Source organism: Vibrio sabulosilitoris (genome assembly GCF_055391395.1).
In genome coordinates this window covers 920,442-942,005 of record NZ_AP029599.1, presented here as the reverse complement: position 1 = coordinate 942,005, position 21,564 = coordinate 920,442, and the positions used below count along the sequence as shown (strand labels likewise).

22 protein-coding genes and 9 tRNA genes are annotated in these 21,564 nt (G+C 49.7%); 4 read left to right on the top strand and 27 right to left on the bottom strand.

Going from position 1 to position 21,564, the window contains the following annotated elements; genetic code table 11:
* Window positions 1-12 precede the first annotated feature (12 nt).
* From ACZ5R2_RS04655 to ACZ5R2_RS04645, 3 genes are read left to right on the top strand one after another with little or no spacing between them, the layout of a single operon-like run.
* The gene (locus tag ACZ5R2_RS04655) at window positions 13-339 is read left to right on the top strand and encodes a carbon storage regulator (RefSeq protein WP_464901217.1); all 327 of its coding nucleotides are present in this window, start codon (window positions 13-15) and stop codon (window positions 337-339) included.
* A 17-nt stretch (window positions 340-356) separates the two neighbouring features.
* Window positions 357-1,025: a C39 family peptidase gene (locus tag ACZ5R2_RS04650; protein WP_464901216.1), complete on the top strand. Its 669-nt coding sequence runs from the start codon at window positions 357-359 to the stop codon at window positions 1,023-1,025.
* A gap of 22 nt (window positions 1,026-1,047) precedes the next feature.
* Window positions 1,048-1,758 carry a hypothetical protein gene (locus ACZ5R2_RS04645; protein WP_464901215.1) on the top strand — a complete coding sequence of 237 codons (711 nt, stop codon included), beginning with the start codon at window positions 1,048-1,050 and terminating at the stop codon, window positions 1,756-1,758.
* A gap of 15 nt (window positions 1,759-1,773) precedes the next feature.
* On the opposite strand, the gene ACZ5R2_RS04640 is transcribed toward ACZ5R2_RS04645, so the two are convergent.
* The 16 genes from ACZ5R2_RS04640 to pncC all read right to left on the bottom strand — a co-directional run bounded on the left by ACZ5R2_RS04640 (window position 1,774) and on the right by pncC (window position 10,902).
* Entirely contained in the window at window positions 1,774-2,766 is a 993-nt protein-coding gene (locus ACZ5R2_RS04640; RefSeq protein ID WP_464901214.1) for a transporter, read from the bottom strand.
* A 187-nt stretch (window positions 2,767-2,953) separates the two neighbouring features.
* A tRNA-Arg gene (locus ACZ5R2_RS04635) sits at window positions 2,954-3,030 on the bottom strand.
* A gap of 68 nt (window positions 3,031-3,098) precedes the next feature.
* Window positions 3,099-3,175 (bottom strand) — tRNA-Arg (locus ACZ5R2_RS04630).
* Window positions 3,176-3,244: 69 nt separating this feature from the next.
* Window positions 3,245-3,321 (bottom strand) — tRNA-Arg (locus ACZ5R2_RS04625).
* A gap of 69 nt (window positions 3,322-3,390) precedes the next feature.
* Window positions 3,391-3,467: transfer RNA gene (locus ACZ5R2_RS04620), tRNA-Arg, on the bottom strand.
* Window positions 3,468-3,537: 70 nt separating this feature from the next.
* Window positions 3,538-3,614: transfer RNA gene (locus ACZ5R2_RS04615), tRNA-Arg, on the bottom strand.
* A gap of 56 nt (window positions 3,615-3,670) precedes the next feature.
* Window positions 3,671-3,747: transfer RNA gene (locus ACZ5R2_RS04610), tRNA-Arg, on the bottom strand.
* A gap of 81 nt (window positions 3,748-3,828) precedes the next feature.
* A tRNA-Ser gene (locus ACZ5R2_RS04605) sits at window positions 3,829-3,921 on the bottom strand.
* 65 nt (window positions 3,922-3,986) lie between these two features.
* Window positions 3,987-4,063, bottom strand: a tRNA-Arg gene (locus tag ACZ5R2_RS04600).
* A gap of 30 nt (window positions 4,064-4,093) precedes the next feature.
* Window positions 4,094-4,186 (bottom strand) — tRNA-Ser (locus tag ACZ5R2_RS04595).
* A gap of 172 nt (window positions 4,187-4,358) precedes the next feature.
* Window positions 4,359-4,556, bottom strand: coding sequence for a carbon storage regulator CsrA (gene csrA, locus ACZ5R2_RS04590; RefSeq protein WP_164649151.1), 198 nt, complete (start codon window positions 4,554-4,556; stop codon window positions 4,359-4,361).
* 76 nt (window positions 4,557-4,632) lie between these two features.
* The gene (locus ACZ5R2_RS04585; protein ID WP_464901213.1) at window positions 4,633-5,811 is read right to left on the bottom strand and encodes an aspartate kinase; all 1,179 of its coding nucleotides are present in this window, start codon (window positions 5,809-5,811) and stop codon (window positions 4,633-4,635) included.
* 208 nt (window positions 5,812-6,019) lie between these two features.
* Window positions 6,020-8,602 (bottom strand): alanine--tRNA ligase, encoded by a 2,583-nt coding sequence (alaS, locus tag ACZ5R2_RS04580; protein WP_464901212.1) that lies wholly within the window; start codon window positions 8,600-8,602, stop codon window positions 6,020-6,022.
* Between the two features lie 74 nt (window positions 8,603-8,676).
* Window positions 8,677-9,135 (bottom strand): recombination regulator RecX, encoded by a 459-nt coding sequence (gene recX, locus ACZ5R2_RS04575; RefSeq protein WP_464901211.1) that lies wholly within the window; start codon window positions 9,133-9,135, stop codon window positions 8,677-8,679.
* Window positions 9,136-9,226: 91 nt separating this feature from the next.
* The gene (gene recA, locus ACZ5R2_RS04570; protein WP_438459198.1) at window positions 9,227-10,267 is read right to left on the bottom strand and encodes a recombinase RecA; all 1,041 of its coding nucleotides are present in this window, start codon (window positions 10,265-10,267) and stop codon (window positions 9,227-9,229) included.
* Window positions 10,268-10,413: 146 nt separating this feature from the next.
* On the bottom strand, window positions 10,414-10,902 hold the full coding sequence (gene pncC / locus ACZ5R2_RS04565) for a nicotinamide-nucleotide amidase (RefSeq protein WP_464901210.1): 489 nt from the start codon (window positions 10,900-10,902) through the stop codon (window positions 10,414-10,416).
* Between the two features lie 186 nt (window positions 10,903-11,088).
* Here pncC and mutS point away from each other — a divergent pair, with 186 nt between their 5' ends.
* On the top strand, window positions 11,089-13,668 hold the full coding sequence (gene mutS / locus ACZ5R2_RS04560; protein WP_464901209.1) for a DNA mismatch repair protein MutS: 2,580 nt from the start codon (window positions 11,089-11,091) through the stop codon (window positions 13,666-13,668).
* 197 nt (window positions 13,669-13,865) lie between these two features.
* On the opposite strand, the gene rpoS is transcribed toward mutS, so the two are convergent.
* The 11 genes from rpoS to folB form a co-directional block, all read right to left on the bottom strand.
* Window positions 13,866-14,858 (bottom strand): RNA polymerase sigma factor RpoS, encoded by a 993-nt coding sequence (rpoS, locus tag ACZ5R2_RS04555; RefSeq protein WP_438459201.1) that lies wholly within the window; start codon window positions 14,856-14,858, stop codon window positions 13,866-13,868.
* A 95-nt stretch (window positions 14,859-14,953) separates the two neighbouring features.
* Window positions 14,954-15,892: a peptidoglycan DD-metalloendopeptidase family protein gene (locus tag ACZ5R2_RS04550; protein ID WP_464901208.1), complete on the bottom strand. Its 939-nt coding sequence runs from the start codon at window positions 15,890-15,892 to the stop codon at window positions 14,954-14,956.
* Window positions 15,892-16,518: a protein-L-isoaspartate(D-aspartate) O-methyltransferase gene (locus tag ACZ5R2_RS04545; RefSeq protein ID WP_464901207.1), complete on the bottom strand. Its 627-nt coding sequence runs from the start codon at window positions 16,516-16,518 to the stop codon at window positions 15,892-15,894. The genes ACZ5R2_RS04550 and ACZ5R2_RS04545 overlap by 1 nt, the downstream gene beginning before the upstream one ends.
* Window positions 16,515-17,261 carry a 5'/3'-nucleotidase SurE gene (surE, locus tag ACZ5R2_RS04540; RefSeq protein ID WP_464901206.1) on the bottom strand — a complete coding sequence of 249 codons (747 nt, stop codon included), beginning with the start codon at window positions 17,259-17,261 and terminating at the stop codon, window positions 16,515-16,517. Before surE ends, ACZ5R2_RS04545 begins: the two co-directional genes overlap by 4 nt.
* A complete protein-coding gene (gene truD / locus ACZ5R2_RS04535) occupies window positions 17,261-18,316 on the bottom strand; it encodes a tRNA pseudouridine(13) synthase TruD (protein ID WP_464901205.1) in 1,056 nt (351 codons plus the stop codon). Before truD ends, surE begins: the two co-directional genes overlap by 1 nt.
* 2 nt (window positions 18,317-18,318) lie before the next feature.
* A complete protein-coding gene (gene ispF, locus ACZ5R2_RS04530) occupies window positions 18,319-18,801 on the bottom strand; it encodes a 2-C-methyl-D-erythritol 2,4-cyclodiphosphate synthase (protein ID WP_464902307.1) in 483 nt (160 codons plus the stop codon).
* Complete coding sequence (ispD, locus tag ACZ5R2_RS04525) at window positions 18,795-19,499, bottom strand: 2-C-methyl-D-erythritol 4-phosphate cytidylyltransferase (RefSeq protein WP_464901204.1); 705 nt, start codon at window positions 19,497-19,499, stop codon at window positions 18,795-18,797. Before ispD ends, ispF begins: the two co-directional genes overlap by 7 nt.
* Before the next feature lie 13 nt (window positions 19,500-19,512).
* Window positions 19,513-19,797, bottom strand: coding sequence for a cell division protein FtsB (gene ftsB / locus ACZ5R2_RS04520; protein ID WP_438459206.1), 285 nt, complete (start codon window positions 19,795-19,797; stop codon window positions 19,513-19,515).
* Between the two features lie 4 nt (window positions 19,798-19,801).
* Entirely contained in the window at window positions 19,802-20,605 is an 804-nt protein-coding gene (locus ACZ5R2_RS04515) for an undecaprenyl-diphosphate phosphatase (RefSeq protein WP_464901203.1), read from the bottom strand.
* A gap of 12 nt (window positions 20,606-20,617) precedes the next feature.
* Window positions 20,618-21,115, bottom strand: a complete 498-nt coding sequence (gene folK, locus ACZ5R2_RS04510; protein ID WP_464901202.1) for a 2-amino-4-hydroxy-6-hydroxymethyldihydropteridine diphosphokinase — start codon at window positions 21,113-21,115, stop codon at window positions 20,618-20,620.
* Window positions 21,112-21,471 (bottom strand): bifunctional dihydroneopterin aldolase/7,8-dihydroneopterin epimerase, encoded by a 360-nt coding sequence (gene folB, locus ACZ5R2_RS04505; RefSeq protein WP_438473914.1) that lies wholly within the window; start codon window positions 21,469-21,471, stop codon window positions 21,112-21,114. Before folB ends, folK begins: the two co-directional genes overlap by 4 nt.
* Window positions 21,472-21,564 lie beyond the last annotated feature (93 nt).

Below are 21,564 nucleotides of genomic sequence, written 5' to 3'. Positions count from 1 at the left end.
TAGGAGCGTAAGATGCGTCTGGCACTTTGCATCATGGGTATGGTTGTTGCCCTCTCTGCAAGCGCCGATGAGATCTCGTTAACTGATGAAATCAGCCTAGAAGCAATGGAAGAAGCCAGAGGAGGTCAGCTCGTTGAGATCGAGCTTGACCTCATCTCGGCCACTTCAGACATCGATGGCTTTGTCGCAGGTAATGAGGCTCTAAATACTGTAACCGGGAATAACTACCTTACTTCCGGGGCGTTTACAGACAGTTCTGGTATCTCAAGCGTTATCCAGAACACCGGTAATAATGTTCTGATCCAGAACGCAACCGTTGTTAACGTGACACTCAAGTAACTAATTGAAGAAACGTTATGAAAAAACTAACTTGGCTGATGTTGCTGGCTGCAGCATCGGCCAATTCTTTAGAATATCTGCCAAACCGAGGGCACTACTCCGTGCCGGTGAAGAGCTACAAAGAGATCGTATTTGGTGATGTATTTCGCCAGATTTACGACTTTAGTTGTGGTTCAGCCGCGCTCGCCTCATTACTTACATTCCACTACGACTCGCCCGTCACTGAGGAAGACATCTTCAAGTCGATGTACGAGTACGGTGACAAAGAAAAGATCAAGCAACAAGGATTCTCTTTGCTGGATATGAAGTCCTACTTAGAGAAAAAAGGTTTTCGCGCTGATGGCTTTCAAATTGACTTAGAAAAAATTCAGAGCGTGGGCGTACCGGGTATTACCTTGGTCAATTTTGATGGCTACATGCACTTTGTAGTGATCAAAGGCATCAACCAGCACTCGGTTATCCTTGGTGATCCCTCACGTGGAACCTTAGTCATGTCACATGAACGATTTAATCAGTTCTACCAAGGGGTTGTCTTGCTCATAAAAAACGAAGCTGACGCGGGGCGTTCTGGCTTCATCAACGACGACCAGTTTGCAGTGTACACCGCATCCCCATTGAGCTCTGGTGTTTCGCGAGACTCACTAGGCTTTTTCAGTATCACTCTTCCGGCAGCGGGAGAGTATTAAATATTAACAAGGAGATCGGCTGATGATCCCTTCCACAATGCTAGCAACTTTTTGCTGCGCCCTACCGGTGCAGTCTAGCGGCGCTGATAGTTTCATTGCCATGGACCAGTTTGAACCCATGTCAGTGGAACAGCTTGATCAGTATCGCGGCGGCTTTCAACTAGCCGATGACTACGTGATTAATATTGGTCTAAGTGTGACAACGGCAATCAATGGTGAGCTTGTCTACAGCGCTTCAATAGCTAATCTTATGATAGAAAACGGTATTCTGACTGCGACCAATGCGATTGAGCAAGCACAAGCAGCAGCGCCATTGCCACCTCTGCTCGATCAAGGCGTGGTCAATATTGTCCAAGTAGGTGAAGGTAATTTTGTCGAGGGTATCACTGCGCCATCTAGCCAAGCGGTGGCTGATGATTTGGGCGGTGACTCAGGTGATAGTTCGGTTGGTAGTGTTGTCACGAGCGGGGGGCCAACCACAGCACCAGCAAACGCTACACCAGCCAGTATTGCAAGTGCACCGTCGGATACAAGTCCAACAGCACCTCTTGTCACAACACTCAATACAGAGACTCTTAATGCAAGCCTTATTAATGTCATTCAAAACACTATGGATGACAGCATACTAGGTCTGAACACCATTGTGGACATTGATGTTCAGGCCGACAATACGATTAGGAGAATCAGGGCTAACCAACAACTTAATGAAGCCCTGCTCAACCATCTTCATTAGCTCAACAGCAACCCACTACATGTTAAATGGGACGCGTATAGTAAGTTGAAAATCGGGCGCATCTTCAGTCAAGCCGGCTTGGCCGCCAACATTGATTGAGGTGCGCTCATTGATTTTGTAGTTGACGCCAAAATTTAAATAGTCGAGTTGCAAGACTTTTGCGTTTGGCGCTGTAGAGCCGTTAACTTGGCTTTTGAAAATGGTTCGGTGGCTCAAACCAAGCGAGAACGAAAGTCTTGGATTAACAGCAAAACCAATACCCCCACCAATCGAGATGGTATCGCCCAGTTGAATATCGTCGTTGCGATCGCCGACACGCTTTTCATCCTCAAAGTTATAGATATAGCTTAGGTTTGCATACAAGACGGCAGGATCTGAAGGGTAAATCATTGAAATGTTTGGCTCAACACTCCAAAAACCTGATCCTGTTGGTGCCTCTGTGAAGTTGTTATTTTCATCCACGTCAATCTCATAGGGAGAGCGGCCACTATCAGATTTAACCCTTAGCCCGCCGACCCAGTAGGGTGCCGACTCGAAATTGAACTGATGACGCATAGCGAACTCAATATCCCCCATGCCACCACCATCAAGAGAAAAGTTTGTAGGCTCGTCACTACCCTCGGTAAGACTGCGTTCTGATATTTGGTCATTACGGTAAACATAGGGTACGCGAACCTCAATCTCTGTCGCATTCGTAATGCCGTAGCGACCTGTAAAGCCCAGGGTCATTGTTGTCCGGTCTGAGTCGCTAACTTCAATTAAACCAACCAAAAGAGATGGCAAAACAGTGTAGCCAATGACAGAAACGCGATTGGCTGAGTTTTGTGAATAACTAAATGAGGTATCAAATGACCACTTCCCTCTTGGCGTTAAAACACCAGGACGTTCAATGACATCTACAACATTTTGTGCCCTTTGAGCCGTTGTTCCATCACCCTCTTCAGCGAAAACCATCGGGGCAGCAAAACTCAAACCTAGGGCGTAAGCAACCAGTGTCTTCCTTAACATTTAGTCTTCCTTAGCTATTGACTGTATTTAAGGTTTAGGCGGGAAAATTGAGTTCTGCAACCTGCAGACCAAACTTAATCGTTTGTCTTAGAAAAGATACAAATGAATCAAATAAGGCTTAGATTGCGCAGAGATAGCTGACGAGCAGATACAAAAAAAGCCTCGCATTAAGCGAGGCTTTGTAAAGTGGCGCGTCCTGGAGGATTCGAACCTCCGACCGCCTGGTTCGTAGCCAGGTACTCTATCCAGCTGAGCTAAGGACGCACGGGTTTAGTATCAACTTAGTTATATAAATATAAACATAGTCAATACAAGGTCTAAGACCTAAAGAGTGGCGCGTCCTGGAGGATTCGAACCTCCGACCGCCTGGTTCGTAGCCAGGTACTCTATCCAGCTGAGCTAAGGACGCGCAAGGTTTAGTATCAACTTAGTTATATAAATATAAACATAGTCAACACAAGGTCTAAGACCTAAAGAGTGGCGCGTCCTGGAGGATTCGAACCTCCGACCGCCTGGTTCGTAGCCAGGTACTCTATCCAGCTGAGCTAAGGACGCGCAAGGTTTAGTATCAACTTAGTTATATAGATATAAACATGGTCAATACAAGGTCTAAGACCTAAAGAGTGGCGCGTCCTGGAGGATTCGAACCTCCGACCGCCTGGTTCGTAGCCAGGTACTCTATCCAGCTGAGCTAAGGACGCGCAAGATTTAGTATTAACTCAGTTATATAAACACAAACATGGTCAATACAAGGTCTAAAGACCTAAAGAGTGGCGCGTCCTGGAGGATTCGAACCTCCGACCGCCTGGTTCGTAGCCAGGTACTCTATCCAGCTGAGCTAAGGACGCGCAAAATTTTAGTACTGAACATTGTAGTTCAATCCAAGGTCTAAGACCGAAAAAAGTGGCGCGTCCTGGAGGATTCGAACCTCCGACCGCCTGGTTCGTAGCCAGGTACTCTATCCAGCTGAGCTAAGGACGCGCAGTAGTGTGATTTACGTCACACTTATTTTCTTTTGAAACAAAAAAATTGACTCTAGGTCAACATTCCATGTGAAATAAATGGCGGTGAGGGAGGGATTCGAACCCTCGATACGGCTACAAACCGTATACTCCCTTAGCAGGGGAGCGCCTTCAGCCTCTCGGCCACCTCACCGTCGTATATTTCTAAAGAAAGCTTCTTGCCTTCAAAAGATTCTTACCTTCCCAAAAGAAGGAAAGTGGCGCGTCCTGGAGGATTCGAACCTCCGACCGCCTGGTTCGTAGCCAGGTACTCTATCCAGCTGAGCTAAGGACGCGCTGTCGCTTCAAAAGAAGCAGTGCAAGAATGGCGGTGAAGGAGGGATTCGAACCCTCGATACGGCTACAAACCGTATACTCCCTTAGCAGGGGAGCGCCTTCAGCCTCTCGGCCACCTCACCGTCTTGCGGAGGCACATATTACGATTTTCCAAAATTAAGTCAAACACTTTATCGATAAAATTTGGAAAAAAACGTCTAACCGTTGGCGATTTAACCAAACCACTCAAAAAATAGACTTTATTGAGCGTAAATAACAAAAAAGCCAGCTTCTCGCTGACTTTTCTGGTGCAAATTAGTAGCTGCTTGGAGCAACGTTGCCATTGCCTTTTTCAGCTTGAATTCGCATGTAGATTTCTTCACGGTGTACCGAGACTTCTTTTGGAGCGTTAACACCAATACGTACTTGGTTACCTTTAACACCCAAAACAGTCACAGTTACTTCATCACCGATCATTAGAGTTTCGCCAACACGGCGGGTCAAAATTAGCATTCTATGCTCCTTGAGTCATCTCTTTAGCTATAAGGCTTTATTGTTTAACAAATATTGATGGCGGGAGAACCGCCCATTACCCCAGAAACGCCTTTTTCGGATGAAAATCCACAGCTTCCGCCGATGTAATATATGAATCATGCAGTATGTTTGCAGCTTTGTCGACACAATCTGGTAACATAATCAAATTAAGTGACTGATTAGCAGCAGAAACATGAACCACATCAATCTGCGCGGCTGACAACAACTCCAGCGCATGCTCAGCGATTTGTCCAGCGATAGTGCCCACTACGGTCAGTTGGCCTACCTGTTGCGTATCCAACAGCTTACTGTCGCAAGACTGTTGCAATTTTGCTAAACAATCACTTTTTATCAACACATCAGCGTCATTGACCACATCCCAAACGGACACACCCATCATCTGGCAGTGTTTTTTTATCGATTCAACCGAGTCAGGCTGCACAGAAACAAGAGCCAGATCGCGTTGAATCGCCACACCACAGATAGCTTGCTGACACTTCTCACCCTTGATCAGGCTGCCCTGATTAAGCTCAAAGGTCGACAGCACGCGCAGAGGAACTTGGTTCTTCCACGCCGTCTGTACTGAAGGTAAATGTAGCACCTTTGCGCCTTTTCGTGCCATTTCTTCCATTGAAGGAAAATCAACAACATCCAAACGCTGGGCAGTGTTGACCACCCTAGGGTCACAGCTGTACACACCATCAACATCGGTAAAGATCTGACACTCGCTCGCAGACAGCGCACTTGCCAGCGCAACGGCACTGGTGTCTGAGCCACCGCGACCGAGTGTGGTGATATCCCCATTTTCATTGATGCCTTGAAACCCAGCCACAATCACGATGTAATCATCGTCAAGGAGCGTGTCGAGCTTCAAAGTATCAATTTGCTTTATCGTGGCATCGTTATGCTGTCCATCAGTGATGATATTTGCTTGGCCGCCCGTCATTGAACGCGCTTTATAACCCAGCTTATTTAACGTCATCGCCAACAGTGCCATGGACACCTGCTCACCTGCGGAGAGCAACACATCGAGTTCTCTAGCGTTTGGTACACTATCCACTTGCTGGGCTAGCCCAACTAAGCGGTTCGTTTCGCCTGACATGGCCGAAACCACTGCAACAACTCGATTTCCATCATCTTTCGCTCGAATGATGTGTTTGGCAACGGTATGAATGCGCTCGATTGAGCCCATTGAGGTGCCGCCAAACTTCTGCACGATTAGGGATTTTTTCACCAGTCTTCACCTTCCCGAGACATTTCGTCTCATTCGTATCAAGGCGCCTGAGAACGCGTTTGGTAATGTCGGTTCGACATCCTCAAACGGCTCTTCAAGCGCCCGATAAAATTAAACAAAAAAACCAAGTGGTTTAACGGTGGCGGATTATACGCCAAGAAAACCACTTGGTTACAGCTAAAAAATCAATTTTTATTGATAAAAGGCGTTATAAACGCTCTTCTAGCCAAGATCTAGCAGATTTTAGTGCTTCTGGAAGCGCGGCCACGTCTGTACCACCGGCTTGGGCCATATCTGGTCGACCACCACCTTTACCACCGACTTGCTGAGCAACCATATTAACTAGCTCGCCCGCCTTGACTTTACCGGTCAGATCTTTGGTCACGCCCGCAATCAAACCAACCTTGTCATTCGCTACGTTGGCAATCAAGATCACGCCACTACCAATGCGGTTTTTGGTGTCATCCATCATGGTGCGCAGGTTTTTGCTGTCTGCGCCCTCAAGACCTGCGATCAGTACCTTGATACCTGCGATCTCTTCAACCTTGTCCATGATATTGGCACTTTCTGCTGCCGCCATCTTGTCTTTCAGTTGTTGGATCTCTTTCTCAAGTGACTTGGTCTTCTTGGCCGATTCAGCCAGTTTCTGCTCAACCTTGTCTTGCGCCGCTTCAATCACATCTAGCGCTGCATCTGCAGTGACCGCTTCGATACGACGAACGCCGGCAGCAATGCCGCCTTCTGAGGTGATCTTAAACAGACCAATATCACCGGTATTGTCAGCGTGAATACCACCACACAATTCGGTTGAGAACTCACCCATCGACAGGACGCGTACTTCGTCATCGTATTTTTCGCCGAACAGTGCCATAGCACCCTTCTGCTTAGCCGCTTCAATATCCATGACATTAGTTTCAATCAAGTGGTTACGACGCACTTGTGCATTAACCAGGCGCTCAACTTCCTTCAGCTCCACTGGCGTTACTGCTTCAAGGTGCGAGAAGTCAAAACGCAGGTTTTCAGGCTTAACAAGCGAGCCTTTCTGAGTCACATGCTCACCAAGAACTTGGCGTAGCGCTGCGTGCAACAGGTGAGTTGCCGAGTGGTTGAGTGAGATAGACGCGCGACGCTCAGCATCCACGGTTGCCTCAACCTCGTCACCCTTAGCAACCACACCCTCAGCAAGAATGCCGTGATGCGCAATCGCATTACCAAGCTTTTGTGTGTCTTCAACCTGGAACAAACCAGAGTCGGTTTTCAGTACACCAGCATCACCACACTGACCGCCTGATTCAGCGTAGAACGGTGTCTTACCAAGAATGATGATCGCTTTCTCGCCTGCAGATAGTGACTCAGTTACCTCACCGTCAACAAAGATCTCAGCAACGGTGCTGCGACCCGCTGTGCCTGTGTAGCCGCAGAACTCGGTCTCAGTATCCGCTTTGATAGTCGCGTTGTAGTCGGCGCCAAATTGACCCGCTTCACGCGCGCGCTGACGCTGCTCTTCCATCGCTTTCTCAAAGCCCGCTTCATCGATAGCAAAGTCACGCTCACGTGCGACATCGTTGGTCAAATCCGCTGGGAAGCCATAGGTGTCGTACAGCTTAAATACCGTCTCACCATCAAGCACCTTGCCATCAAGGCTATCTAGCGCTTCATTAAGGATCGCCATACCGCGCTCAAGCGTGCGACCAAAGTTCTCTTCTTCGATGCGCAGCACTTTCTCTACCATGGCTTGTTGTTTCTTCAGCTCATCGCCTGCGGTGCCCATCACCTCAGCCAGAACACCAACCAATTTGTGGAAGAACACGCCTTTCGCGCCCAGCTTGTTACCATGGCGAACCGCACGACGAATAATACGGCGCAGCACGTAACCGCGACCTTCGTTTGAAGGCATGACGCCATCAACGATAAGGAATGAACATGAACGGATGTGGTCTGCAATAACACGTAGAGACTGGTTCGATAGGTCATCATAGCCGATCGTGCCTGCTGCCGCTTTGATTAGCTTTTGGAACACATCGATTTCGTAGTTTGAGTGCACGCCCTGCATGATGGCTGAGATACGCTCAATACCCATACCTGTGTCTACTGCAGGCTTAGGTAGCGGCTCCATCGTGCCATCGGCGTGACGGTTGAACTGCATAAATACGTTGTTCCAGATCTCGATAAAGCGATCGCCATCTTCTTCTGGTGTGCCTGGACGGCCACCCCAGATGTGCTCACCGTGATCGTAGAAGATTTCAGTACATGGACCACATGGACCCGTATCGCCCATAGTCCAGAAGTTATCTGACTCGTACGCTTTGCCGCCTGGCTTGTCACCAATGCGAACAATCTTGTCAGCCGGTACGCCGACTTTCTTGTTCCAGATGTCAAACGCTTCGTCATCGGTTTCATACACAGTTACCAATAGACGCTCTTTTGGCAGTTGCAGAACCTCTGTCAGGAACTCCCAAGCAAACGCAATCGCGTCCTCTTTGAAGTAGTCACCAAAGCTGAAGTTACCCAGCATCTCAAAGAAGGTATGGTGACGAGCGGTAAAGCCAACGTTCTCAAGGTCGTTATGCTTACCACCAGCACGTACACAACGCTGAGCCGTAGTTGCTCGTGTGTAGGCACGCTTTTCAGCGCCCAAGAAGCAATCTTTAAACTGGTTCATACCTGCGTTAGTAAATAGCAGGGTTGGGTCGTTATGCGGAACCAACGATGAACTTTCTACGATTTGGTGTTCTTTGCCTTCAAAGAACTTAAGGAACGCGTTACGAACCTCGTCTGTGCTCATGTACATGCAGCTCTTCCTGAAAATAGTCGAGATAAAATTTTGGGTATTGTATACCCAAGCGGGGCATGGATGCTAGAGGCTTAAAGCTCTTGCAGGGCGTACTGGATCTGCTCAAAGCTAAAGCCGCGATACTGAAGAAAACGAACCTGCTTGGCGTATTGCTTTTGATCTTCGGCTTTTTTACCGGCGAACTTCTTCTCTGCTGTAGTGCGCGCCAGCTCAAACCAATCACAGCCCTCTTCCTCAAGTGCCATCTCAATCACGTCCTCATCGACGCGCTTTTGCTTAAGCTCTTGGCTAATCCGGCGAGCTCCATGGCCCTTATAGATATGCTGGCGCACTTGGCTTTTGGCATAGCGCAGATCATCTAGGTAGCAATGCTCAAGGCAAAAGGCGATCGCTTGGCTGATCTCCTCATCCGGATAGCCTTTAAGCTTGAGCTTTTGTGCTAATTCATACTCGCCATGGTCACGGCGGCTAAGCAATTGAATGGCCGATTCTTTGACCGACAGCGCCGGTGGTGTAGAGCGTTGATACATAAATATAAGTGTAGATACTATGAAATAAGGTATACGTCAGATAAGCAAAAGCCCCGCATAATGCGAGGCTCTGGAATCAGTCGAGAAAAGGTTATAGCTCTTCTTCTTTCGGCATTTCACCGGTTTCTGGCTCTTCAGGCTGAGCCGGTACGAGCAGCATTTCACGCAGTTTGCTATCAAGCTGCTGTGCTGCCTCTGGGTTCTCACGCATAAACTTACATGCGTTCGCTTTACCCTGACCAATCTTGTCACCGTTGTAGCTGTACCAAGCACCGGCTTTTTCTACCAGCTTGTTCTTCACACCAAGGTCAATCAGCTCACCCTCACGGTTAAAGCCAGCACCGTACATGATTTGCGTTTCCGCTTGCTTAAATGGTGCCGCAATCTTGTTCTTCACAACCTTGATACGGGTTTCGTTACCAACAACCTCATCGCCCTCTTTGATTGAGCCAGTACGGCGGATATCAAGACGGACAGAAGCGTAGAACTTCAGTGCGTTACCACCGGTGGTGGTTTCTGGGTTACCGAACATCACACCAATCTTCATACGGATTTGGTTGATGAAGATACACATACAGTTAGACTGCTTTAGGTTACCCGTCAGCTTACGCATCGCTTGTGACAGCATACGAGCTTGCAGACCCATGTGGCTATCACCCATCTCACCTTCGATTTCCGCTTTCGGTGTCAGTGCTGCTACCGAGTCGACAACCATAACGTCAATCGCACCTGAGCGTGCTAGTGCGTCACAGATCTCAAGCGCCTGCTCACCGGTATCTGGCTGAGAAACCAATAGTGCATCGATATCAACACCGAGCTTCTTCGCATAGACAGGATCCAGCGCGTGCTCTGCATCGATAAACGCACAGGTCTTGCCTTCGCGCTGAGCCGCAGCAATTAGCTCAAGAGTTAGAGTGGTTTTACCTGAAGATTCTGGACCATAGATCTCAACGATACGGCCCATAGGTAGGCCACCCGCACCAAGAGCAATATCCAGAGAGAGTGAGCCAGTAGAAATTGTCTCAACGTCCATTGCGCGGTTGTCACCCAGGCGCATGATTGAGCCTTTACCGAATTGCTTTTCAATCTGACCTAGCGCAGCGGCGAGCGCTTTCTGTTTGTTCTCGTCCATCTCTTTCTCCAAAAACTCATCTACTCTGATGAATACGATATTAGTTCGACACTAGGGTGTTGCAACCCTGCGTTATTTGTCAGTTATTATACTGTTGATTCATACAGTGTCCATACCTGGATAGGAAAAAAATTTGCCGCAGCTTTTTAATTGCGATCCAGGTAGTCAAATATCCTACTCAGTGAATATTCGATTGCTTGCGCTCTAACGTGGCTGCGATCGCCCGCAAAATAACAGGTCTGTGCCTCCAACCAACCATCACGGCTGGCAAAGGCGAAACACACAGTGCCAACCGGCTTGTGCTCGCTGCCACCACCCGGCCCAGCAATCCCACTGACAGATACAGCAATCGTGGCATTCGAACGTTGCAGTGCGCCCTCAACCATCTCAAGCACAATCGGCTCGCTGACTGCCCCATGTTGGCGCAATGTCTGGTTGCTCACCCCCAGCATTTCAACCTTTGCCTCATTGCTGTAAGTGATAAATGCGCGGTCAAACCAAGCCGAACTGCCCGCAATGTCTGTAATTGCGGTTGCAATGCCTCCACCAGTGCAAGATTCAGCACTGGTCAAAACGTGATTTTGCTCAGCTAGGCGTAGTCCTAACTGCTCACTTAATTCGATTAATGATGGCATGACGTCTCCGTGTACAGGTGTATTGCAAGCACATTAGCACAAGTGGCCAAAGTGACGCGAATAGGACTTCATTTGCTTGGTAAGTTTGCGTGCTATGGCCGTCGATAGTTTGATGAGAAAGGCTTTTCGCTGTTCTAGGATTGGCGTATCCTTAGCGGCGAAAAAAATGAACTAAAGGCAAGCGTAGTGAAAGCACAACCAAAACACACCCCGATGATGCAGCAGTATCTCAAGCTCAAAGCAGAGAATCCCGAGATCCTGCTGTTTTACCGTATGGGCGACTTTTATGAGCTTTTCTACGATGATGCCAAGCGCGCCTCACAACTGCTAGATATCTCGCTGACCAAGCGCGGCTCATCTGGCGGTGAACCAATTCCAATGGCGGGTGTTCCCTTCCATGCGGTTGAGGGCTATCTGGCTAAACTGGTTCAACTTGGTGAATCTGTCGCTATCTGCGAGCAGATTGGCGACCCAGCCACCAGCAAGGGCCCAGTTGAGCGTAAAGTGGTACGTATTGTCACGCCAGGTACCGTCACTGATGAAGCCTTACTCTCTGAGCGCATCGATAACCTGATTGCGGCTATTTATCATCAAAACGGTCGCTTTGGTTACGCCACTCTTGATGTGACCTCTGGGCGCTTCCAGCTTATCGAACCTGAGAGTGAAGAGGCAATGAGCGCTGAGCTGCAGCGCACCTCTCCACGTGAGCTGCTGTTTCCGGAAGACTTTGAGCCGGTGCATTTGATGAGTAGCCGCAATGGTAACCGCCGCCGTCCAATCTGGGAGTTTGAGCTCGATACTGCTCGCCAGCAGCTCAATCAGCAATTTGGCACCCGTGATCTAATTGGGTTTGGCGTTGAACATGCCAACCTAGGGCTATGTGCTGCTGGTTGTTTGATCCAGTACGTGAAAGACACCCAGCGCACCGCGCTGCCGCATATCCGCTCACTCACCCTCGACCGCCAAGACCATAATGTGATAATGGATGCCGCCACGCGCCGCAACCTTGAGATCACCCACAACCTGTCCGGTGGCATTGATAATACCCTGGCAGAAGTGCTCGATTGCACGGCAACGCCTATGGGTAGCCGAATGCTTAAACGCTGGCTGCACCAACCGATGCGCAATCTCGATACGCTCAATCAGCGTCTTGATGCCATCAGCGAGTTTAAAGATCAGGCACTATTTACTGACCTGCAGCCCGTGCTCAAGCAGATTGGTGATATCGAACGTATTCTCGCGCGCTTGGCACTGCGTAGCGCCAGACCGCGTGATTTGGCTCGTCTGCGCCAAGCACTGCAGCAACTTCCTGAGCTGCAAACGCATCTAGAGGCAGTTGAGCATCCGTACCTTAAGCAACTGGCTCAGTTCAGTGCGCCTATGGATGAAACCTGCGAGCTACTTGAGCATGCGATCAAAGATAATCCACCAGTGGTGATCCGCGATGGCGGCGTAATCGCCTCTGGCTATAATACCGAACTCGATGAGTGGCGCGATCTGGCTGACGGTGCGACGGAGTACCTTGACAAGCTCGAGCAAGATGAGCGTGAGCATCACGGCATTGATACGCTAAAAGTCGGCTACAACAATGTCCACGGCTTCTTTATTCAGGTCAGCCGTGGTCAAAGCCATCTCGTGCCGCCACATTACGTGCGTCGTCAAACCCTGAAAAATGCTGAGCGCTACATCATTCCTGAGCTCAAAGAGCATGAGGATAAAGTCCTTAACTCCAAATCAAAGGCACTGGCGCTGGAGAAAAAGCTCTGGGAAGAGCTGTTCGACCTGCTACTGCCCAAGCTTGAGCAGATGCAAAACCTTGCCTCAGCTCTGTCACAGCTCGATATTCTGCAAAACCTCGCTGAGCGTGCCGATGCGCTTGATTACTGCCGCCCACAGCTCAGTGAAGAGCCTGGCATTCAAATTCAGGGTGGCCGTCATCCAGTGGTCGAGCAAGTCATGGATGAGCCGTTTATCGCCAACCCGATTAGCCTCAATGATTCTCGCCGCATGCTGATCATCACCGGGCCAAACATGGGGGGTAAGTCCACCTACATGCGCCAAACCGCGCTGATCGCTTTGATGGCGCACATTGGCTCCTTTGTTCCTGCTGAAGCGGCGCAGATTGGCTCAATTGATCGCATCTTCACTCGTATCGGCGCATCAGACGATCTAGCCTCTGGCCGCTCGACCTTTATGGTTGAGATGACCGAAACCGCTAATATTCTGCATAACTCGACCAATCGCAGCCTAGTCTTGATGGATGAGATTGGACGCGGTACTAGCACCTATGACGGCTTATCTCTGGCTTGGGCAACGGCAGAGTGGCTAGCAAAGAAGATTGGTGCACTAACCCTATTTGCCACTCACTACTTTGAACTGACTGAACTACCAGAGCAGATCGACACTCTAGCGAACGTACACCTCGACGCGGTTGAGCATGGTGACAGCATCGCCTTTATGCACGCGGTTCAAGAAGGCGCAGCCAGCAAGTCCTACGGCCTAGCGGTAGCAGGATTAGCGGGCGTACCAAAAACGGTGATTAAAAACGCGCGCGCAAAGCTTACCCAACTTGAGCAACTGTCGATAAGCACTGGCGCAAGCAACAACGCTTCCAGCCAAGCTAACACTGAGCCGAAAGCAGAAGTTCAACTGAGCTTAATCCCTGAGCCAAGCGAGATTGAAGAAGCCGTTGCTGCGATTGACCCGGACGACTTAACTCCTCGTCAGGCGTTGGAAGCTTTGTATCGTTTAAAGCAACTACTTTAGGGGATAGAGACGAGAAGCGAGATTCGAGAGGCGAGGAAGTCAGCGCACGCTGCATATCATCCGCTACAGATGAAGTTTGGTTCAAGCAAGAGAACCGAAAAGGTGCCTCGTACCCTCTCGTCTCTCGAAACGAAGTGATCTCGCCTCTCGCCTCTTCCCGAAGGGAAAAAAAGGCGCCGGTATCGGCGCCTTTTCAATCATTGTTCATCATCAAAACTGAACAAATTCTCCATATTAAGCCCCTGCTTGATAAGGATCTCGCGCAGGCGTCTCAGTCCTTCGACTTGGATCTGGCGAACACGCTCGCGGGTTAGGCTGATCTCGCGGCCTACTTCCTCAAGGGTCGATGGCTCATAGCCAAGTAAACCAAAGCGGCGGGCCAGTACCTCTTTCTGTTTGGGATTAAGCTCATCGAGCCAGTCAAGCAGCGAGTGTTTGATGTCATCGTCTTGCGTGGAGACACCAGGGTCGGCATGAACCGCATCAGGAATGATGTCCAGCAAGGCTTTATCACCGTCACCGCCTATCGGGGTATCGACTGAGCTGACACGTTCGTTAAGGCGCAGCATCTTGCTCACATCACCCACAGGCTTGTCCAATTGGTTGGCGATCTCTTCAGCGGTTGGCTCGTGGTCGAGTTTTTGTGATAACTCTCGAGCGGTACGTAGGTACACATTGAGCTCTTTAACCACGTGAATAGGTAAGCGAATGGTGCGGGTTTGGTTCATCAAGGCGCGCTCGATGGTTTGGCGAATCCACCAAGTTGCATAAGTTGAGAAACGGAAGCCACGCTCAGGGTCGAATTTCTCTACCGCGCGGATCAGGCCAAGGTTGCCCTCTTCAATCAAATCGAGCAGCGCCAATCCACGATTGCTGTAGCGGCGGGAGATCTTCACCACTAGGCGCAGGTTACTCTCAATCATACGTTTGCGAGCTGCCTCGTCACCACGCAGGGCTCGACGTGCGTACAGCACCTCTTCTTCGGCAGTTAACAGTGGCGAAAAGCCGATTTCACTGAGATACAGTTGGGTTGCATCTAGGCTTTTCGATGAAGCCTCAAACTCCTCTCGAGGGGATTCTTTGCCGACGGTTTCGGGTGTCGACTCTTCTACGTCTTGTTCTAGAGTAGACTCTAGCTCTGCATCTAACTCGAAGTCTTCAACTTTTGCTGCTGTGTTGCTGATACTCATAAGCGCCTCCCCTGGCGAGCACACAGACATTACTACCTAAAATGTCACAGTTTGCTCAGTTCAAAGTCATCTACTCGATTAAGAGTAAATTGTTATCACGGCAAATATTTTTTAGGGTTAACAGACTTTCCTTGGTGGCGAATTTCAAAGTGTAATCGAACACTGTCGGTGCCAGAGCTACCCATGGTAGCGATTTGCTGGCCGGCTTTGATACTTTGACCTTCGTTAACCAGTAGCTTGTCATTATGAGCATAAGCGCTTAGGTAATCATCATTGTGTTTGACGATAACTAGATTGCCATACCCTCTCAGAGCACTACCTGAGTACACAACGCTACCATCTGCAGTAGACACGATTGCTTGCCCTCGCTGTCCAGCAATATCTATCCCTTTATTGCCTTGGTTTCCTGCAGAAAAGTTTTTAATAACCCTACCTTTTGTTGGCCACAGCCAAGTGGCCACTTTACCGTTTGTAGGTTGAGAGTTTTGACTGTTTTTGTTAACAGTTTGTTGACTCTTAGCCCCAACATACTCTTTTGACTTCGATTGATCAACCTGCTTTTGTGGCACAGGGGCCGCAACCTGCGGTTTAGGCTCAGATTTGGCTGGTGGTGTATCAGTTTTAGAGTTATTACTCTCCTTTGGCGGCGGGGCCTTAGCAACAACTGGGGCTGCTGCAACGACTGGTTTATTAGACGTTTGGCTTACGCTTGGCTCGGTAGGTTGCGGCGCTTGGCCGTACACTGGCGCCTGATATGAGCGTCCCCAAAGGCGTAATCTTTGGCCAGGAAAAATGGTGTATGGCTCTTTCAAACGGTTGTTTTGTATAATTTCTTTAACATCTTTGTCGGTAATGTAGGCGATGTAGTAGAGAGTGTCTCCCTTTTGCACCTCATAAAAACTGCCACGGTAACTTCCCCTCTGGCTATTTTCGTATTTGCTCAAACCTGAGATAGGCGCAGGAGAGGTCGCAGCGCATCCTCCCAGCACCAAGATTGAAGCAAACAGATAAATACGCCAAGAAGAAGGCATCATTAGGCGACATCCCCAGGGACCAATGGCACAAAGCGGACCAATTCGATCACCTCAGAGCGATAATCATCCCCTTCCCGACGAATGCGCAGCAACTGCTGCTCATCAGAGCCAACCGGGATAACCATCACCCCACCATCGGCCAATTGATCAAGGAGCGCCTGCGGCACATTTTGCGCAGCAGCGGTCACGATAATCGCATCAAACGGGCCTTTGGCAGACCAACCTTGCCAGCCATCAGCATGTTTGGTCGAGACATTATAAAAGTCCAACTGCTTCAGACGGCGCTTGGCCGCCCATTGCAGTGCCTTGATGCGTTCAACGGAATAGACGTGCTCAACCAACTGCGCCAGCACTGCGGTTTGATAACCGGAACCTGTACCAATCTCCAAAACCTTACTGTGGTATTTAAGCTCCAGAAGCTCGGTCATTTTAGCGACGATGTAGGGCTGAGAAATGGTCTGCCCCTGACCAATTGGCAGGGCATTGTTGTCGTAGGCTTGGTGAACCATCGCCTGAGAGACAAAATTTTCGCGCGGCAAACAATAGATGGCATTGAGCACCGCCTGATTGCGAATACCATTGGCAATCAAAAACGACACTAATTTATCCGCTTGCGGGTTCGTCATTCACTCTTTTCCTTTAACCACTCATTCATTGCACGAAGCGACTCATGGGCTGTTAGGTCAACCTGTAGTGGGGTGACCGACACATAGCCATGCTCTATCGCATGAAAGTCTGTTCCTTCACCAGCATCCTGCTCTTTACCCGGGGGGCCTAACCAATAAATCTCATGACCACGAGGATCGGTCTGCTTGATCATATTCTCGGCATGATGCCTTGCACCCAAGCGGGTGATGGTAATCTCTAGCTTGTCACTCTTGATATCAGGTATGTTGACATTGAGCAAGCGGTTGGTCGGGATCGGCTGGATTAAATGCTGCTGCACCAATCTGCGAGCCACTTTTGCTGCTTGTTCAAAGTGTTGGCTACCAAGGAGTGAAAAAGCAATCGACTGAACACCGAGAAAATGCCCTTCCATAGCCGCCGCCACTGTCCCTGAATACAGTACATCATCACCGAGATTTGCACCGTGATTTATCCCCGATAGCACCAGATCCGGCAGATCGTCTTTCATCAGCTCATTGAGCGCAAAATGCACACAATCGGTTGGCGTGCCCTGAACGGAAAACACACGTGGTGCGATCTCATTCACTCTTAACGGCTGTTCGAGCGTGAGCGAGTTAGAGGCACCCGAGCGGTTGCGATCCGGGGCAACAATGGTGATATCAGCAATGTCTCGCAGTGCATCGGCTAATTGATGGACGCCCTCTGCATGCACCCCGTCGTCATTACTCAGTAGGATCTTCATTAGTTCGACTCGTACACTCGCTCAACAGGGATCTCTTCTATCAGTTCACGGACAATTGACGTCGCAAACGCGCCAGCCTCTAAACTAAAGGATAGGGTGATATTGTCCGATTCCACCTGCCAAACAAGATTTTTTGGTATCAGTGCGATTGAGCGTCGCTCTTGTCGCATGCGGTTACCGCGGATCAACGCCATCAAATCTTGCTCGTCATCAACAATTGGCTGCTCTAGGTCTAGGGCCTGAGCCTGCGTCGGTAATTGATTGTCCCCCGCCATCAGCGCGGTCACGAACAGCTCGCCAGCCTTCAGGGCCTGATTCAACTCATCCAATTGCTCGGATGTCACTGGCGCTGACACGCCCTGCTCGGTCGCGACGATATCGCCCTCGATAACTTGGTCAAATAACCCTTGCTCGATACGCGCAGAAACCACGCGATTGAATATCCACGAGCGTGCCGCTGACAAGTACAGGCTGCGCTTATTCTGATTGCGCGTTCGAACGTTTTCACGTCCCCAGCGCCTCGCCTCATTGAGGTTATTGCCCTCACGTCCAAAACGCTGAGCACCAAAGTAATTAGGCACCCCAAACTGCTTAACCCGCTCTAAACGAGTCAGCACCTCCTCCACCTCTGTTACTTCAGTCAAGCGCAGTTCAAAATGGTTCCCAACCAAATCACCCGGGCGTAACTTTTTGTTATGACGCGCCATGGCCAAAATTTTAATGCTTGGATATTGAGCCAAGAAGGCGCTGAAATCTGGGGTTTCTTTACCCGGCAGGTGTACACTTAGCCACTGCTCGGTAACGGCGTGGCGATCTTTAAGGCCTGCCCAGCTGACCGCTTTTGAGGCAACACCGCACGCTTTCGCCAGTTCATTGGCAACAAAAGCTGTATTTTCACCGGTTTTCTGGATCCGCACCATCAGATGCTCACCGTCATCGGTAAATTCAAAACCAAGATCTTCAACCACGACAAAGTCACTGGCTTGAGCCTTGATCTTCGCCTTGGCCTGTGGCTTACCATTAGCATAGGCAAATTGTTCAAGAATATCAGTCACGTTCACAGCTCCTGTTTGATAAGCAAAACCACCGCTTCCGTCGCGATTCCCTCTTTGCGACCGGTGAACCCTAGTCGCTCAGTCGTGGTGGCTTTGACGTTAATATTGCTGACGTCCGTTTCGAGATCCTCGGCAATCGCCTGACACATGTCATCGATATGAGGGGCCATCTTCGGCGCTTGCGCCATTATGGTCACATCGGCATTACCCAACTGGTAGCCCTGGGCTTTGACGCGTTGATAAACATCTTTAAGTAAATCTCGGCTGTTGGCGCCCTTCCACTTGTCATCGGTATCAGGGAAATGGCGACCAATATCCCCTGCCGCAATCGCACCCAGCAAGGCATCACACAGGGCATGTAAGGCGACATCACCATCAGAGTGGGCAATCAGCCCTTGCTGGTAAGGAACAGCAACGCCACCAATGATAACTGGGCCTTCACCACCAAATTTATGCACATCAAAACCATGACCTATTCTCATGATAAAGGCTCCTTACTCTTGATTAGATAAAACTCGGCCAGCGCCAGATCCTCTGGCCGAGTGATTTTAATATTGTCACCGCGCCCAGGCTGTAGCCCTGGCGCTTGTCCTGCAAATTCGAGCGCAGATGCCTCATCCGTAACTTGAAAGCCTTGGTCTAGCGCTTGTTCAAGACAGTGTTTAAGGGTGTCGACAGGGAACATCTGCGGTGTTAGAGCGTGCCATAAGTTGTCACGCTCAACCGTTCGCTCAATATTATGCTCTTCGTTGCCGCGCTTCATGGTATCACGCACGGGTGATGCCAGTATCGCCCCGACAGGGTGATTAAGTGCGGTCTTTTTCAGTGCATCGATATCCGCCTGCACAAGGCATGGCCGCGCGGCATCATGTACCATCACCCAACATGGTTGGCTCTCGTGCTCGGCGATATAGTTCAGCGCTGAGAGCACCGTATCAGCCCGCTCTGATCCACCCTCAACACGCGTGACCTTTGGGTGATGCGCCAAGGGTAATTGTGGGAAATAGGGGTCGCCTTGAGAGGTGGCGATGATCACCTGTGTTATGTCGTCACGCCGAAGGAAGCGTTCGGCAGTATGTTCGAGGATGGTTTTTCCTAGGAGTGACAGATACTGCTTAGGTTTGTCCGCTTGCATACGACTCCCTACACCAGCGGCAGGTATAATCGCGTAGATGGTTTGCATTGAATGCCTTTTATTAGGGTTGTGTGTCCTCACCGATGATTCGGTAGAAAGTCTCGCCATCCTTGACCATGCCCAGCTCATGCCGGGCACGCTCCTCAATGGCATCAAGGCCTTGACGTAAGTCGTCTATCTCAGCAAACATCTCGTCATTGCGCTCGCGCAGGTTTTGATTCACCTGCTGCTGAGCCGCAAGCTCATTTTGTGTGCTAGTCAGATCTGCCACGCCGTTTTTGCCAAACCACAATAGATATTGTAGCCAGCCGACAACAACGAGCAGCATCAAGGCCAATATGCGCATATCGTTAGCCCATCATCAAGAACGTAAATAAACCGATGCCAAGTGCCAAACGATAGATCACAAATGGCGTCATACCCATACGAGATATTAGCTTCAAGAAGTAGTGTATACACAAATAAGCACTAACAAATGAGACCGCAAGCCCAGTTCCAAGGTGGCCCATGTGAATCGGCTCTCCGCTGGTGACCAGCTTTAGGCTTAAGTAAGCACCCGCGAGCAGGATAATCGGGATCGACATCAGAAATGAAAAACGCGCTGCCGCTTCTCGGGTAAAGCCAAGATGTAAGGCTGCGGTAATCGTGATACCCGAGCGTGAGGTGCCTGGGATCAAAGCGACTGCCTGCGCTAGGCCAAGGTATAGGGCTTTCTTCCAGCCAACTTGATACTCATCCATCTGCTGCGGCGCACGGCGATCGACATACCATAGCAGCAAGCCAAACACTATGGTGGTCACAGCAATCACCCAGGCGCTACGCAGGTACACCTCGATGAAGTCTTTCATGAGTAGACCAAAAATACAGGCAGGGATGGTGGCGAGAATGATCATCCAGGCCAAGGTGACCTCTTTGCCACGCTCACCCTTGAAAATAGAACCGATAAAGGCAGAAAGCAGGGTCACTACCTCTTTTCTGAAGTAGATCATCACCGCTGCCAGCGTGCCCACGTGCACGGCCACATCGAATGCAAGACCTTGGTCATCCCAGCCTAAAAGGGCAGAGGGAAGAATTAGGTGAGCCGAACTGGAAATAGGCAAGAACTCCGTTAAGCCTTGAATTAGTGCTAAGACTAATGCCTCAAAATACGTCATTGTACTCTCTTTTTATTGTTGGATTGAAAACCAAGGAGCCACCTTGGTCAGTGGTTGGGTTAAAAGGGAATGGCTAGCTTGCCATAACTGTTTGACAGTTTGACCACGACCGGGAATAACCCGTCCTGGACACAGCTCAACCAAAGGCTGGATCACAAAGGCAAACTTATAAATATCGTCACGAGGAAGCTGAGGCTTCTGTGCGACGAGCTCACCAAACAGTAAGATATCCAGATCGAGGGTGCGCGCTTGGTTTTTCTGCGCATCGCTTGGACGGCCCCACTTGATCTCTATCGCGCGAAGTCTACTCGCAAGTTCATTAAGAGAGAGTGAGGTTTCTAAGCCAACCACCAAATTATAAAATGGCTGACTATCGAACCCGACCGCATCACACTCGTAGATGGTCGAGACACGCGTATTTGAGCCAAGTTGCATCAACTCGCGCACCCCAGCCTCAACATGTTTACGGCGCTGTATATTGGTACCGACACCAATATAAACTTCAGTCATCGTGCTCCTCGCTCAATGACAACACCAACACCGCGTGCCTGAGCGACCGCGCCAGGTTTAGTCAAGCGAATACGGATCCAGCTAACACCAAAGCGGTCCATGATGATCTGAGCGATCTCTTCTGCTACACGTTCGACCAATAGAAAACGACCATTCTCGATATGATTGAGTACCGCCTCACTCACCTCGGAATAATCCAAGGCATCTTGCACATCATCGCTCAAACCTGCAGGACGGTTATCGTGAGCCATCTCGATATCCAGCACCAACTTTTGTTTGATCTCCTGCTCCCAGTCATACACACCAATCGTGGTGATCACCTCGAGCTGCTCGATAAAAACCATGTCTTTCACAATGACGTTCCTATTCGCTTGCGGTACCGATACTAGAGAGGTCGGATACCTAAAATGAATCAAAGCACCTACTATAATCAGGTCAGCCTAGTTTGC

Excerpts from the sequence above, each read along its gene's own strand:
- alaS (WP_464901212.1), bottom strand. The coding sequence starts at position 8,602 with ATGTACATGAGCACAGACGAGGTTCGTAACGCGTTCCTTAAGTTCTTT.
- ACZ5R2_RS04550 (WP_464901208.1), bottom strand. The coding sequence starts at position 15,892 with ATGATGCCTTCTTCTTGGCGTATTTATCTGTTTGCTTCAATCTTGGTG.
- ACZ5R2_RS04515 (WP_464901203.1), bottom strand. The coding sequence starts at position 20,605 with ATGACGTATTTTGAGGCATTAGTCTTAGCACTAATTCAAGGCTTAACG.
- surE (WP_464901206.1), bottom strand. The coding sequence starts at position 17,261 with ATGAAGATCCTACTGAGTAATGACGACGGGGTGCATGCAGAGGGCGTC.
- pncC (WP_464901210.1), bottom strand. The coding sequence starts at position 10,902 with ATGCCATCATTAATCGAATTAAGTGAGCAGTTAGGACTACGCCTAGCT.
- recA (WP_438459198.1), bottom strand. The coding sequence starts at position 10,267 with ATGGACGAGAACAAACAGAAAGCGCTCGCCGCTGCGCTAGGTCAGATT.
- ispD (WP_464901204.1), bottom strand. The coding sequence starts at position 19,499 with ATGCAAACCATCTACGCGATTATACCTGCCGCTGGTGTAGGGAGTCGT.
- ACZ5R2_RS04640 (WP_464901214.1), bottom strand. The coding sequence starts at position 2,766 with ATGTTAAGGAAGACACTGGTTGCTTACGCCCTAGGTTTGAGTTTTGCT.
- ACZ5R2_RS04645 (WP_464901215.1), top strand. The coding sequence starts at position 1,048 with ATGATCCCTTCCACAATGCTAGCAACTTTTTGCTGCGCCCTACCGGTG.
- recX (WP_464901211.1), bottom strand. The coding sequence starts at position 9,135 with ATGTATCAACGCTCTACACCACCGGCGCTGTCGGTCAAAGAATCGGCC.
- csrA (WP_164649151.1), bottom strand. The coding sequence starts at position 4,556 with ATGCTAATTTTGACCCGCCGTGTTGGCGAAACTCTAATGATCGGTGAT.
- folK (WP_464901202.1), bottom strand. The coding sequence starts at position 21,115 with ATGACTGAAGTTTATATTGGTGTCGGTACCAATATACAGCGCCGTAAA.
- ACZ5R2_RS04545 (WP_464901207.1), bottom strand. The coding sequence starts at position 16,518 with ATGACGAACCCGCAAGCGGATAAATTAGTGTCGTTTTTGATTGCCAAT.
- ACZ5R2_RS04650 (WP_464901216.1), top strand. The coding sequence starts at position 357 with ATGAAAAAACTAACTTGGCTGATGTTGCTGGCTGCAGCATCGGCCAAT.
- ftsB (WP_438459206.1), bottom strand. The coding sequence starts at position 19,797 with ATGCGCATATTGGCCTTGATGCTGCTCGTTGTTGTCGGCTGGCTACAA.
- ACZ5R2_RS04655 (WP_464901217.1), top strand. The coding sequence starts at position 13 with ATGCGTCTGGCACTTTGCATCATGGGTATGGTTGTTGCCCTCTCTGCA.
- rpoS (WP_438459201.1), bottom strand. The coding sequence starts at position 14,858 with ATGAGTATCAGCAACACAGCAGCAAAAGTTGAAGACTTCGAGTTAGAT.